11 protein-coding genes are annotated in these 12786 nt (G+C 73.0%); 4 read left to right on the top strand and 7 right to left on the bottom strand.

Going from position 1 to position 12786, the window contains the following annotated elements:
• The first annotated feature begins 136 nt into the window (after window positions 1-136).
• Window positions 137-1090, top strand: a complete 954-nt coding sequence (locus ACZ6Y7_RS13695; protein WP_465758094.1) for a LysR substrate-binding domain-containing protein — start codon at window positions 137-139, stop codon at window positions 1088-1090.
• A 39-nt stretch (window positions 1091-1129) separates the two neighbouring features.
• On the opposite strand, the gene ACZ6Y7_RS13700 is transcribed toward ACZ6Y7_RS13695, so the two are convergent.
• Window positions 1130-1804, bottom strand: a complete 675-nt coding sequence (locus tag ACZ6Y7_RS13700; protein ID WP_465758095.1) for a TetR/AcrR family transcriptional regulator — start codon at window positions 1802-1804, stop codon at window positions 1130-1132.
• A 137-nt stretch (window positions 1805-1941) separates the two neighbouring features.
• Here ACZ6Y7_RS13700 and ACZ6Y7_RS13705 point away from each other — a divergent pair, with 137 nt between their 5' ends.
• On the top strand, window positions 1942-4125 hold the full coding sequence (locus tag ACZ6Y7_RS13705) for an MMPL family transporter (protein ID WP_465758096.1): 2184 nt from the start codon (window positions 1942-1944) through the stop codon (window positions 4123-4125).
• A gap of 21 nt (window positions 4126-4146) precedes the next feature.
• On the opposite strand, the gene ACZ6Y7_RS13710 is transcribed toward ACZ6Y7_RS13705, so the two are convergent.
• The 3 genes from ACZ6Y7_RS13710 to ACZ6Y7_RS13720 form a co-directional block, all read right to left on the bottom strand.
• The gene (locus tag ACZ6Y7_RS13710) at window positions 4147-6105 is read right to left on the bottom strand and encodes an ATP-binding SpoIIE family protein phosphatase (RefSeq protein WP_465758097.1); all 1959 of its coding nucleotides are present in this window, start codon (window positions 6103-6105) and stop codon (window positions 4147-4149) included.
• A 56-nt stretch (window positions 6106-6161) separates the two neighbouring features.
• The gene (locus tag ACZ6Y7_RS13715; RefSeq protein ID WP_465758380.1) at window positions 6162-6833 is read right to left on the bottom strand and encodes a class I SAM-dependent methyltransferase; all 672 of its coding nucleotides are present in this window, start codon (window positions 6831-6833) and stop codon (window positions 6162-6164) included.
• A 585-nt stretch (window positions 6834-7418) separates the two neighbouring features.
• On the bottom strand, window positions 7419-10376 hold the full coding sequence (locus ACZ6Y7_RS13720) for an AfsR/SARP family transcriptional regulator (protein ID WP_465758098.1): 2958 nt from the start codon (window positions 10374-10376) through the stop codon (window positions 7419-7421).
• A 214-nt stretch (window positions 10377-10590) separates the two neighbouring features.
• On the opposite strand from ACZ6Y7_RS13720, the gene ACZ6Y7_RS13725 reads away from it, so the two are divergent.
• Entirely contained in the window at window positions 10591-10875 is a 285-nt protein-coding gene (locus ACZ6Y7_RS13725; RefSeq protein ID WP_465758099.1) for a hypothetical protein, read from the top strand.
• 252 nt (window positions 10876-11127) lie between these two features.
• Here ACZ6Y7_RS13725 and ACZ6Y7_RS13730 read toward each other — a convergent pair whose 3' ends face one another.
• The gene (locus tag ACZ6Y7_RS13730; protein WP_465758100.1) at window positions 11128-11331 is read right to left on the bottom strand and encodes a hypothetical protein; all 204 of its coding nucleotides are present in this window, start codon (window positions 11329-11331) and stop codon (window positions 11128-11130) included.
• A 138-nt stretch (window positions 11332-11469) separates the two neighbouring features.
• Between ACZ6Y7_RS13730 and ACZ6Y7_RS13735 the strand changes: the two genes are divergently transcribed.
• Complete coding sequence (locus ACZ6Y7_RS13735) at window positions 11470-12228, top strand: GntR family transcriptional regulator (RefSeq protein ID WP_465758101.1); 759 nt, start codon at window positions 11470-11472, stop codon at window positions 12226-12228.
• Between the two features lie 22 nt (window positions 12229-12250).
• Here the strand turns inward: ACZ6Y7_RS13735 and ACZ6Y7_RS13740 are convergent, their stop codons facing one another.
• On the bottom strand, window positions 12251-12511 hold the full coding sequence (locus ACZ6Y7_RS13740) for a Txe/YoeB family addiction module toxin (RefSeq protein WP_465758102.1): 261 nt from the start codon (window positions 12509-12511) through the stop codon (window positions 12251-12253).
• On the bottom strand, window positions 12508-12780 hold the full coding sequence (locus tag ACZ6Y7_RS13745; RefSeq protein WP_465758103.1) for a type II toxin-antitoxin system Phd/YefM family antitoxin: 273 nt from the start codon (window positions 12778-12780) through the stop codon (window positions 12508-12510). The genes ACZ6Y7_RS13740 and ACZ6Y7_RS13745 overlap by 4 nt, the downstream gene beginning before the upstream one ends.
• Window positions 12781-12786: the final 6 nt, after the last annotated feature.

The raw sequence follows: 12786 nt of genomic DNA on the forward strand, positions 1-12786 counted from the left end.
TCACAATTCCACATCGTGGACTGATCAGGGAAATAGCTAGACTGGATGTGTCTGATCGGAGGTTGCTATCAGTACCGAATCCCCCACGTCGCGGCCGGGCACCCGCCGGGCCTCCGCCGCGAAGGCCGGCCAGGCTGTGGCGAGCGCCACAGGCCGCGGACCCCGCACCCCGACCGTCGCCCAGCTCCGGGCCTTCGTCGCGGTGGCCGAGCACCGGCACTTCCGGGAGGCCGCCGCCGCCACCGGGACCAGCCAGCCCGCGCTGTCCGGGGCGGTCGCGGCGCTGGAGGAGTCGCTGGGCGCGCAGCTCGTCGAGCGTACGACGCGCAGGGTGATCGTCACTCCGCTGGGGGAGCGCGTGCACCGGCACGCCCGCCGGGTGCTGGCCTCGCTGCAGGCCCTCACCGAGGAGGTCGAGGCCGCCCGCCGCCCGTTCACCGGGCCGCTGCACCTGGGTGTCATCCCGACCGTCGCGCCCTACCTGCTGCCCACCGTGCTGCGGCTGGTCCGGGACGGCTTCCCGGAATTGGAGCTGCACGTCCACGAGGAGCGCACCCCCTCGCTGCTGGAGGGCCTGGCCGCCGGGCGGCTGGACGTCCTGCTGCTGGCGCTCCCGGCCGGCGGGAGCTCGCCCACCACGGACATCCCGCTGTTCGACGAGGACTTCGTGCTGGTCACCCCGCCGGGCCATCCGCTGGCCGGGCGGGTGGACGTGCCGCGCGACGTGCTGCTCGACCTGGACGTGCTGCTGCTGGAGGAGGGCCACTGCCTGCGCGACCAGGCGCTGGACATCTGCCGCGAGGTCGGCGCCGATCCGGCGGGCTCCACCACCCGCGCGGCCGGCCTGTCCACCCTGGTGCAGCTGGTCGCCGGCGGCCTCGGGGTGACGCTGCTGCCCGCCACCGCGCTGGACGTCGAGGCCGGGCGCACCGACCGGCTGGCCGCCGTGCGCTTCGCCGCCCCGGCGCCGGGGCGCCGGATCGGGCTGGCCGTCCGCCCGGGCTCGGCGCGCGGCGCCGAGTACGAGCGCTTCGCGGCCGCGCTGCGCGAGGTGCTGGTCGAGCTGCCGGTCCGGATCGTGGAGGCCTGACCGGCTCGGGGCCGGGACCGGCTGGGGTCGGGGGGCGGTTCAGTCCTGATCGGCCCGGGCCGGGTGCGGCTCCCCGTGCCAGCGCGGTTCGGGCCGGACGGCGGGGGCGCCCAGGCAGAGCCCCACCGTCGTCGCGACCAGGAGGTCCAGGGCCCGCAGGGTGTCCGCCTCGGCTCGACCGTCGGCGCCGCGCAGCGCGAGGTGGCGGGCCGTCAGTCCGTCGAAGCCGCTGAGGAAGTGGACGGCGATCTCGCGCGCGGGCATCGCCAGGGCCAGCCCGTGGGCGGCCGCGAGGGCGGTGAGCATCTCGGTGGCGGTGCCCTCGATCTCGCGCTGCAGCCCGAGCATGATCTCCCGCACGTCCGGGTCGCGCATCGCCAGCGCCCCGAACTCGCTGAGCAGCACGCAGCGCCCCTCCTCGCCGGTGGCGGCCTCCCAGAGCGCGTAGACCAGGGTGCGGACCTGCTCGCCGAACGGCCCGTCGCCCGGGGTCGCGGCGCGCACCTGGCCGATCGCCTCGGAGGTCAGCTGCTCCACCACGGCCCGGTAGAGGTCCTTCTTGGTGCCGAAGGTGTAGTGCACCGTCGCCTGGGCGACCCCGAGCTCGGCCGCGATCGCGCGGGTGCTGCCCGCGGCGACCCCTTCCCGTGCCATCAGGTCGAGGGCGGCCTGGACCAGTTGCGGGCGGCGTTCGGAGGCGGGGACGTGAGCCATCCAGCCAGGGTAGCGCCATGGTCGGCCAACTGTGTCAAACGATCTGGTCGGATGATCCGGTCGACCAACTTTGTCACTCGACAAACTTGAGCGTACGGTGGAACGCGACCTGCCCTGACCGACTCCGAGGACCGCCCATGGCCACCTACCTGTACCGACTGGGCCGCTTCTGCTTCCGGCGGCGGCGTACCGTCCTGGCCGTCTGGATCGCCGTGCTGATCGCGATCGGCGGGGCCGCGGGCGCCTTCGCCGGCAAGACCAGCGACGAGTTCACGGTGCCCGGCACCGAGGCGCAGACCACGCTGGACCGGATCAAGGACACTTTCCCGGCGCAGGCCCACGGCTCCGCCCAGGTCGTCTTCGCCGCTCCGGCGCCCGGCGGCGCCACCACGCCCGAGGCCGCGAAGGCGGTCGGCGAGGCGGTCGGCCGGATCGCCGGCGTCCCCGGCGTGGCCGCGGTGCCCGATCCCTACGCGACCGGCGCCGTCTCGTCCGACGGCCGGGTCGCGATCGCCCTGGTCTCCTTCGACCACAAGCTCGCCGACATCACCGACCGGCAGCGCGACGCCGTCAAGGCCGCCGCCGAACCGGTCCGCGCGGCCGGCCTGGACGTGGCCTTCGGAGGCGACGCGTACAACAGGTTCGCCCAGATCGAGGGCGGCTCCGAGTCGATCGGCCTGCTGGTGGCCGGGGTGGTGCTGGTGATCACCCTGGGCACCCTGGTCGCGGCCGGCCTGCCGCTGCTCACCGCGCTGGTCGGCGTCGGGGTGTCGATGGCCGGACTGCTGGCGCTGACCGGCTCGTTCCGGATCATCACCACCGCGCCGGTGCTGGCCCTGATGGTCGGCCTCGCAGTCGGGATCGACTACGCGCTGTTCATCCTGTTCCGCCACCGCCGCCACCTGGACGAGGGGCTGGAACCGGAGGAGGCCGCCGCCCGCGCCACCGCGACGGCCGGCAGCGCCGTCGTCTTCGCCGGGCTGACCGTGGTCGTCGCGCTCGCCGGACTCGCCGTCGCCGGCGTCCCGTTCCTCACCGTGATGGGCCTGGCCGCCTCCGGCGCGGTCGTGGTGGCCGTCCTGGTCGCGATCACGCTGCTGCCCGCGGTGCTCGGCTTCGTCGGCCGCGCGATCGACCGGCTCCCGGTCTGGAAGCGGGCGCTGCGCACCAGCGGGCGGACCACCATGGGCGAGCGCTGGGCCCGCTTCGTGGTCCGCCGCCCGCTGCCCGTCCTGCTGGTCGGCCTGGCCGGGCTGGGCGCCCTGGCGGTGCCCGCGGCGAGCCTGAACCTCGGACTGCCGGGCGGCGGCTCACAGGCCGTCGGGACGGACGCGCGCACGGCGTATGACCTGGTCAGCGACGGCTTCGGACCAGGCTTCAACGCCCCGCTGGTGGTGGTCGTGGACGCCCACGACGCCCCGCGGCCCGACCAGGCGGTGCAGGGCGTGGCGGCGAAGCTGCAGTCCCTGAAGGGCGTCAGGACTCTGCTGCCGCCGCAGGTCGACCAGGTCGGCCGGACCGCGCTCGTCCCCGTCATCCCGCAGACCGGCCCGGACCACGCGGACACCAAGGCGCTGGTCACCGAGATCCGCGACCAGCGCGGGGAGTTGAAGGCGGCGACCGGCGCGGACATCGCCGTCACCGGCACCACGGCCGCCAACATCGACGTCTCCACCAAGCTCGGCCAGGCGCTGCCCCCGTTCGTCGGGGTGATCGTCGCGATCGCGCTGGTGCTGCTCGCCCTGGCCTTCCGCTCGGTGCTGGTGCCGCTCAAGGCGGTGCTGGGCTTCCTGCTCAGCATCGGGGCCTCGCTCGGCGCGGTGGTCGCGGTCTACCAGTGGGGCTGGCTGGACGGCGTGATCGACGTGCCCAAGGTCGGTCCGGTGGTCAGCTTCGTGCCGATCCTGCTGATCGGGGTGCTGTTCGGCTTGGCGATGGACTACGAGCTGTTCCTGGTCTCCGGGATGAAGGAGCAGTACGTCCACGGCAAGGCGCCGCGCGAGGCGGTGGTGGGCGGGGTCAAGGGCGGCGCCCGGGTGGTGACGGCGGCCGCGCTGATCATGGTCTCGGTGTTCGGGGCCTTCGTCTTCGGCCACGACCCGATCGTCCAGCCGATCGGCTTCGCCCTCGCGGTGGGCGTGCTGGTGGACGCCTTCGTGGTGCGGATGGCGCTGGTGCCCGCCGCGATGGCGCTGTTCGGCAAGGCCGCCTGGTGGTTCCCGAAGCGGCTGGAGAAGGTCGTGCCGAAGGTGGACATGGAGGGCGAGCAGTTGATCGCGCGCCTGGCGGAGCAGCCCGCGAAGGAGCCGGTCGCCGTCTGAGGCCGGGGCTGCCGCGGCCGGCTACGGCTGCGGCAGCCGCTGCTCGAACCAGACCACCTTGCCGGTGCCCAGCCGGGTCGCGCCCCAGCGGTCCGCGCACCTGGACACTATCTGCAGCCCGCGCCCGCGTTCGTCCTCCGGCCCGGTGCGGCGCGGGCGCGGCAGCAGCGGACTGTCGTCGCCGACCTCGCAGCGCAGCCGGGTGGTGCGCACCAGGCTCAGCGTGATCGGCCGGGTCGCGTGCTGGACGGCGTTGGTGACCAGCTCGCTGACCATCAGCTCGGTCGCCTCGCTGAGCTCGTCCAGCCCCCAGCGGCGCAGGGTGTGCGCGGCCAGCCGGCGGGCCCGGCCGGGCGTCTCGTTGCGCGGCTGCAGGTACCAGTGCGCGACGTCCCCGGCCGGGATGCCGTCGAAGCAGGCGCCGAGCAGGGCGATGTCGTCGCCGCGGTCGCCGGGCGGCAGGATCCGCAGCGCCTCCATGCACAGCTGCTCGGGGGACTGCCAGCGGGCGGCGGCGATCCGGGCGCGCAGCACCTCCAGGCCGTCGCTGATCGCTCGGCTGCGGGTCTCCACCAGGCCGTCGGTGAACAGCAGCAGCGCCGAGCCGGGCGGCGCGGGCAGCTCGACCGAGTTGAAGTCGACCCCGCCGACCCCGATCGGCGCCCCGGAGTCCAGCTCCACCACCTCGGCCGTCCCGTCCGGGCGGACCAGCACCGGCGGGACGTGTCCGGCGTTGGCCAGCACCACCCGGTTGGCGATCGGGTCGTAGACCGCGTACACGCAGGTCGCCAGGTGCTGTTCGCGGCCGAGCCGCTGGGCCTGCTCGTCCAGGTGGTAGAGCACCTCGTGCGGCGGCAGGTCGAGGGCGGCCAAGGTCTGCGCGCTGGTGCGCAGTTGGCCCATGATGGCGGCCGAGGTGAGCGAGTGGCCCATCACGTCGCCGACGATCAGGGCCACCCGGTTGCCGGGCAGCGGGATGGCGTCGTACCAGTCGCCGCCGACCTGCGCGCCGCGCTCGCCGGGCAGGTAGCGCTGGGCGAGCCGGACGCCGTGCGGCTGCGGCAGCCGCAACGGCAGCATGCTGCGCTGGAGTTCGTTGGCTATCTCCCACTCGCGGGCGTACCGCAGGGCGGTGTCCACGGCCAGCCCGGCCTGGGTGGCGAGGTGCGCGGCGGTCGCGGTGTCCGCGGCGTCGAAGACCGGGCGGCCGCTGCGTTCGGGAGGACGGCGGATCAGCACCAGCAGCCCGAGGACGGCCTTGCGGCCGCGCAGTGGGAGGGCGAGGACGGAGGTGCCCGCCGCCAGCCGGGCCACCCCGCGGGTGCCGTACAGCTCGCGCAGCAGCACCTCGGTGCGTTCGGCACCGGGCGTGCCGAGGACGGCGGGCTCGGCGGGGCGGCGGCTCAGCAGGGCGTGCGCGAGCGCCCCGCCCCGGGTGACGGGGACGGCGGGTCCGCTGTCGGCGGTCGAGCGGGCGCCGAAGCGGGAGCGGCGCCGGTCGTCGAAGCCCCCCGGGCGGCCGCGGCGGCCGATCCTGGTGCCGGTGCTGTGGTGGATCCGCAGCTCCTCGGGGAAGCCGGGTTCGCGTTCGACGTTGGGCAGCGGGTCGCGCAGGTGGACCACGGCGGCGTCGGCCAGCGTCGGGACCAGCACCCGGCCGATGTTGCGCAGCGTCGCGGCCAGGTCGAGGGCGCTGTTGATCCGCCGGGTCGCCGAGTCGAGGTAGGCGAGGCGGTCCGCCACCTCGGCCCGTTCCGGCCGGGTGGCGGTGGCGGACGGCTTCGCGGGAGCCGGGGCGGGGGCGTGGGCCGGTGCTGGGGCCGGGGCGTGGGCCGATGCCTGGGTCGGGGCCGGAGCCGCAGCCGGTGCCTGGGTCGGGGCCGCAGCCGGTGCCGGTGCCGGTGCCTGGGCCGGGACGTGGCGGCGCCGGCCCGGGACGGCGGGCGGCTGCTCCGCCTCGGTCTTGAGCTGGTCGCGCACGGCTGCCTGTCCTGGATTCGGTGGGGTCGATGGGGAGTTCTGGGCCGGTCGGTCGATCAGCCGACGCGTCGACAGCACAGGAACAGCTGTTCCTCCGGCGGCAGCGAGGTGCTGGCCGGCGCGTACGGATGCCCCGAGCACTCCTCGACGGCGAAGCCGGACGCGACCAGGACCCGCTCCAGATCCTCCCTCAGATACCCACTGATCCGCAGCTCTCTGCCAAGGAACGGAAGCGGAACGTGATCCAGGTCCGCCTCGACCATGCCGAGCGCCAGCAGTCCGCCCGGTCGCAGGAGTTCGCGTAGCCGCCGGAGCACGGTCGGGATCTCGTCCTGCGGCAGCAGGATCAACGTGAAGAACGCGGTGACGGCGGCGAAGGTGCCGTGGCCGTCCGGTCCGAGCGCGGGCGCGTTCCAGACCCGTTCGGCGCGCTCGGTGGCCAGATCGTACAGGTCGATCCGATGGAACACCGGCGGGATCGCGCCGGGGGACGCCGACTGCCGGGCCAGCGTGAGCATCACGTCGGAGAGGTCCACGCCGGTCACCCGCAGCCCGGCTCCGGTCAGCTGGCGGACGGTCGGTTCCCCGGTGCCGCAGCCCACGTCCAGGACCCGGGCGCCCGGTTCCAGCTCGGCGACCAGACGCCGGCCGCAGGCCAGCTGCCCGTCCTTGGCGGGGAAGGCCTCCCCGTACCCCGCGCCGATGGTGTCGAAGGCGACCGCCTGCAGGGCCCGCGCCGCCCGGCGCCGCCGTACCTCGGGCTCGTCGTCCCCGGCGTCCTCGCCGACGGGGAACGGGTCGGATATCCGTCCGGTCGTCACGTTGAGAGGCACCCTTCCACCCGTGCCTCCGGTCGGCTCTCGGCGGCCTCCCGGGCCGCCGCCGGTGGCGGCGTGTCACACTCCCCGCAGCACGCGGACCGACTGCACCCCGGCGCGTTGGCGACGGACACTCGTGTGCGTACTGGCATCTGAGAATATGCGCGATCACCGCGCCATGGGGTCCCTTTCCGGCCAACTCGTCGTGCTTGGGTCGATGTGGCCGGGGTTGCGGAAGCACGGCGGTGTGGGTCGGGGTGGTGCGCGAGGGGCCGCGCGCCGTACGGAGCGCCGGGGGTGACGCCGGGATGACGGCGCTGACCTGCGGTTTCTCGGAGCCGCCGGCCGACTATCGGACGTTTATCGAACGTCAATCGGCGGGGTGCACAGTGGAGTCCAGCGCCGGGGAAGCGTTGAGGGCGCTCCCGCAGCCGGGGGGCTGCGGGAGCGCCGACGCGCGGTTCGGGGGAGGTGCTCCGAGGGGGAGCGGAGGCCTTACGGCGCCGGGGGAGAGATGGGCTCGGTGTGCTGCTGGGAGATGAGGTCCGCCACGGGGGAGGCCTCGGGCACACCGAGCCGCGTGAAGATCGCGTGCGCCTCCTGGAGGCACGCGAGCCCGCGAGCGGGCTGGGCGAGGGCGAGCAGCGCCTCGCCCAGTGCGGCGTTGGCCAGGCCCTGGCAGAAGGCGGAGTCCATCTCCTGACCGATCGCGAGCGATTCGCCGGCGGCTTCGGCGGCCTCGGTGTGCTGCCCGGAGGCGAGCAGCGCGGAGGCGAGGCGGGCCAGGGTGTACCCCTCCCAGAGGGGGTTGCGCTGGGACTGGTAGAGCCGGTGGGCCTCGCGCAGATGGGGGACGGCCTCGATGCCGGAGAGCACCACGCCCAGTTGGTAGAGCGTCTGGGCGAGCAGCGGACCGTTTTCGGACTCCCGTGCGGCGGCGACGCCGTCCTCGGCTGAGCGGATCGCCGTCTCGGTCATGCCGAGCCGGTGCTGCACCCGGGCCATGTTGCTGACTACCCGTGCCTCCAGGACAGGCGCGCCGACGGCCCGACTGGTGGCCCGCGCCTGCTCCAGGAAGGGCAGCGCCTCGGCCGGACGGTTCCCGACGTTCAGCATGACACCCAGCATGTTGGCCGTGGCCAGCAGGATGACGGTCGGCTCGTCCGGCGCCTGGTGGTCCAGGCTCCGGCGGAAGGACTGCTCCGAGCCCTGGAAGTCGCTGGTGACGGACTGCAGGGTGCCGCGGGCGAAGTACACCCGGGCGAGCGCGGCCGAGTCGTCGCGGCGCTGCGCGTCCTCGCCGATCGCGTCCAGGGTCCGCAGCGCTCGGGGGCCCCGGGTCGGGTCCGGATCGATGCTGATCAGGTAGTTCAACAGGTCGACGGCGGCGCGCTGCAGCACGCCGGGGCCGCTCGCGGCGGCCTCGACGGTGCTGAGGAGCAGGCCGCCCTCGGTACCGAGCCAGTCCTGTGCCGCCTGGCTCGTCGGCAGGTCGAGGCCCGGAGACGTGGGCGTGGTCAGCAGTTCGGGCAACGGGTCGTCCGGCTCGATGACCTGGGCCGCGTTCCGCACCGTCGGTATCAGCAGGTCGAGCAGCCGCAACACCGCCCGCTCCTGCTCTCCGGTGTCCCCGATCCGCTCGTTCTGCCGCTGAGCGTAGAGCCGGAGCAGGTCGTGGTAGCGGTAGCGGCCCGGGGTGAAGCACTCCAACATGTTCGCCTCGACCAGCGCCTCGGCGAGGTCCTCGGCGGTGTACTCGTCCACGCCGAGCAGCGCCGCGGCGGCCGCCAGCGGAATGTCGGGCGAGTCGATCAGGGCGAGCAGCCGAAAGGCGCGGGCCTCGTCCGTGGACAGCTGTCCGTAGCCGAGCCCGATGGTGGTCTCCACGGCCAGGTTGCCGAGCTGGAGTTCGTCCAACCGCCGTCGTTGATCGGCTAACCGACTGGCCAGGTCGGAGACGCTCCAGCGCGGGCGGCTGGCCAGCCGGGCGGCAGCGATGCGGACGGCCAGCGGTAGGAAGCCGCAAGCGGTGACCACCTTCATGGCGGCTTCCGGCTCGGCGGCGACCCGCTGCTCGCCGACGATGGCGGAGAACAGTGCCAAGGCCTCGGCGGGGGTCAGCTCCTCGACGTCGAAGAGCTGGGCGCCCGGGATGCCGGCCAGCCGGGACCGGCTGGTCGCAAGCACCGCGCAGCCGGAGACGCCCGGGATGAGAGGTCGAATCTGCTCGGCGTCGCGCGCGTTGTCGAGCAGGATGAGCATCCGCCGGTTGGCGAGCAGCGAGCGGTACAGGGCGGCGCGCTGTTCGAGCGAGTCCGGGTTCTCCGTGACACCGAGCGCGTGCAGGAAGTCACCGAGGACGACCACCGGGTCGGCTGGGGAGGCCCCGGCCCCGCGCAGGTCGACGTACAGCTGTCCGTCCGGGAACTCGGCGCGGACGCGGTGGGCGACGTGCACCGCGAGAGTGGTCTTGCCGACCCCGCCGATACCGGCCAGCGACGTGACCACCACGGCCTGGCCGGTGGCGTTCATCAGAACCTTGGAGAGATCGCCGACCAGCTCGGAACGTCCACTGAAGTCCGAGACATCGGCGGGGAGTTGGGCCGGAGCCGGGGGCGCGGTCGGACTGTCCTCGCGGGCGGCCAGGGCGGCGGCGGGGAGCGCGAGGCCCGGATCGGCCGCGAGGATGCGGTTGTGCATCGCGGAGAGGCCGGTGCCCGGCTCGACACCGAGCTCCTTGATCAGGAGCTTGCGGGTGTCGGTGTAGACGCCGAGCGCCTCGGCCTGCCGGCCACAGCGGTACAACGCCAGCATCAGCAGCTCGCGCAGGCGCTCGCGCAGCGGGTGCTCGGCCGTCAGGCTGTTGAGCTCACCGACGATCTCCGCGTGCAGACCGATGTCGAGGGCAGCCGAGCAGAGTTCCTCGGCGGCGGCCACCTGGCGTTCGGCGAGGCGCAGCCGCTGGGTGTCGGCGTAGGGGCCGGGGATACCGGTGAGCGGACGGCCGCTGAACAGGTCCAGCGCCTGGACCAGGAGGCGGTGCGCCTCGTGCTTGTCGCCCGAGGTCCGGGCGGCCGCGGCCTCGGCGGAAAGCCGCTCGAAGACCGTCAGGTCGAGGGCGTCAGCCGGGATGCGGAGCGCGTAGCCGTCAGCGACGGAGACGAGCAGCTCGGCGGGTCGGCGCACCTCGCGCCGGGGCTCGATGACGGAGCGGAGGCGGGAGACATAGGTGCGGAGCGCGGCCACGGCCTGGGCGGGAGGCCGCTCTCCCCAGAGTGCGTTGACCAGGTCCTGGGTGGTGACCGGGCGACCGGAGTGCAGCAGAAGGGTGGTCAGAACGGCCTGTTGTTGCGGGGATCCGAGAGAGAGGGGTTTGCCGTCGAGCCAGGCCTGGACCGGACCGAGGACTTGGAAGCGCAGCGCAGGGGTCTGCGGCGTCTCCCGAAACTCCATGAAGTCCCCCGATGGCCTGTGGTGTCGTTTCCGTGAAAGGGCGCTCGGCGGTCTGCCGCGGTGCTTCAGCTTAGGCGGACGCCCGACTCTGCCGGACGGCAGCGCAAGCCACACGATGTTTATCGGACATTTAATCAACCCTACGATACTGTCCGCGCGCCCGCGCCACAGAGGCCGGGCTGGACACATTTGATGACCGAAAGGCGGCCGACCCATGGCCAACGACCAGAGCGAGACCCCGGTGGCGTCGGCGCCCGAGAACGCGGCGAAGACCGAGGCCCCGGCCGCCGCTGTGGAGGCGGGCAAGGCTGTCGAGGGCGCGGTGACCGCGGCCTCGAACCCGACCGAGTACGCCGCGCCGACCGACACCCAGAAGGCTGATATCGAGGGCGCCCTCTTCGGCGACGAAGCCGAGCACGTGGAGGAATCCACCGAGCCGGCCACTGGTGAGCCGGGCAAGAAGTACGTGCCGGAGAGCGTCGTCGGCGGCCACCCGTAAGCCGTTCCTCTCCCGTGCCCCCGTGCCCCCGTCCGGGCGCGGGGGCACGTGTGGTGGTGTACGCGCCAGTTCGTACCCCGGCGGATCGGTGGCCGATTCCCGTCCCCGGTGCACGCATGGTGACCGGCGTTATCCGTAACGTGCCCGGCGGGCGGCCGCGGGGCGTTCCGGAATTCCGGATTCACCGCAGGGATTGCGAAGTCCGGAATGTAGCCGTTCGTGGGGATTTCGCCGGAATTATCGACGCCGAACTCATTCAGCCGATTCGCGTGGCCCGGGAACGGGTGAGACGTGGGCGGGTTCGACGGCCCATTCGAGACCGCCGCCCTCGGGGCGCAGGTAGTGCTCGCCGCCGATGGTGTCCATGTAGATGCCGGTGCGTCCGGTCCTCCGGTCGAGGACGAGTTCACCCACGTGTGGTCGGTAGGCCGGGGCGTTGCGCTGTCGGATGCTCACCGCTGTGCTCCTCGCTCTGGGAGGCGACTGGCCAGCATCTCTAGAGAAGCTAATATCTCTAGAGATGTCAACGGTCGTATCTGCTTACTAGCGGCCGCGGGCGCGCCTACGATTTGGTCCGAGGCAGAGGGAGCGGCGATGACCGGCAGCACTGGCGACAAACGCCCCAAGTACCAGCGGATCGCCGAGGCGCTGAAGGCGGCCATCGACACCGGCCGGTACGGCGCGGGCGACCGCCTGCCCGGCGAGAACGACCTCATGGACGAGTACGGCGTGGCCCGGATGACCGCCCGCCAGGCGCTGGGGGTGCTGCAGAGCGAGGGCATCGCCGAGGCGCGCCGCGGCGCGGGGGTGTTCGTCCGGGACTTCCGGCCGCTGCGCCGGCGCGGCATCCAGCGGCTGGCGCAGGGGCAGTGGGGGTCCGGCCGGTCGATATGGTCGGCGGACATCGACAACCGCACCCTGGTGGTCGACCAGGTGTCCGTCACCGAACAGGGCGCCCCCGAGCACGTGGCCCGGGTGCTGGGCGTGGACCCGGGCGCCCCGATGTGCGTGCGGAGCCGCCGCTTCGTCCTGGACGGCAAGCCGGTGCTGCTCTCGACGTCGTACCTGCCGGCCGGCCTGGTGGCCGGCACCGCGATCACCCGCGAGGACACCGGCCCGGGCGGCACCTACGCCCGGCTGGCCGAGATCGGCGCCAAGCCCGTGCACTTCCGCGAGGAGGTCCGCTCCCGGATGCCCGGTGCGGAGGAGTCCACCCGCCTGGAACTGTCCGCCGGCACCCCGGTGATCCTGATCTGCCGCACCGCCTTCGCCGACGAGGGGCAGGTGGTCGAACTCAACGAGATGATCCTGGACGCCGCCTCCTACGTCCTGGAGTACGACTTCGACGCCTGAGCCCCCGCCCGCGCGGCTGCTGCTACTGGTAGTGGTAGCGGGCCTTGAGAACCTTCACTTCCTTGTCGTCGGCCCGGTACACCAGTCGGTGCTCGTCATCGATCCGGCGTGACCAGTAGCCGGCCAGGTCGCCCTTCAGGGGTTCCGGCTTGCCGATCCCGTTGAACGGATCGCGCTGGATCTCGCCGATCAGGCGGGTGATCCGCTGGGCCATTCTCCGGTTCGATCCCAGCCAGAACAGGAAGTCCTCCCAGGCGTCCGGGTCGAAGTGGACGCTCCTCACACCTCGCCCGCCAGGGCCGCCAGTTCCTCCATCGTCCTGGTGACCCCCGGATCTCCCGCCTTGTCGCGGGCGACGGCCTCCATGAGTCGCCGGGCATTGGCGGGTGAGCGCAGGAGGTAGATCGTCTCCTGCCAGGAGTCGTAGTCCTCGGCCGACATGAGGACCGCGTCGCCGCTCTTGGAGGTGATTCTTATCGGGGCGTGGTCGTCGTTGACCTTCTTGATCAACGGGAAGAGCTGCGTGCGGGCCTCGCTTGCGCTGATCGCCATCGATCC

The organism is Kitasatospora sp. NPDC053308, assembly GCF_055585785.1.

What these genes read in the sequence shown, in the direction of transcription:
- ACZ6Y7_RS13700 (WP_465758095.1), bottom strand. Translation starts at nt 1,804, where the DNA reads ATGGCTCACGTCCCCGCCTCCGAACGCCGCCCGCAACTGGTCCAGGCC.
- ACZ6Y7_RS13705 (WP_465758096.1), top strand. Translation starts at nt 1,942, where the DNA reads ATGGCCACCTACCTGTACCGACTGGGCCGCTTCTGCTTCCGGCGGCGG.
- ACZ6Y7_RS13720 (WP_465758098.1), bottom strand. Translation starts at nt 10,376, where the DNA reads ATGGAGTTTCGGGAGACGCCGCAGACCCCTGCGCTGCGCTTCCAAGTC.
- ACZ6Y7_RS13725 (WP_465758099.1), top strand. Translation starts at nt 10,591, where the DNA reads ATGGCCAACGACCAGAGCGAGACCCCGGTGGCGTCGGCGCCCGAGAAC.
- ACZ6Y7_RS13735 (WP_465758101.1), top strand. Translation starts at nt 11,470, where the DNA reads ATGACCGGCAGCACTGGCGACAAACGCCCCAAGTACCAGCGGATCGCC.
- ACZ6Y7_RS13745 (WP_465758103.1), bottom strand. Translation starts at nt 12,780, where the DNA reads ATGGCGATCAGCGCAAGCGAGGCCCGCACGCAGCTCTTCCCGTTGATC.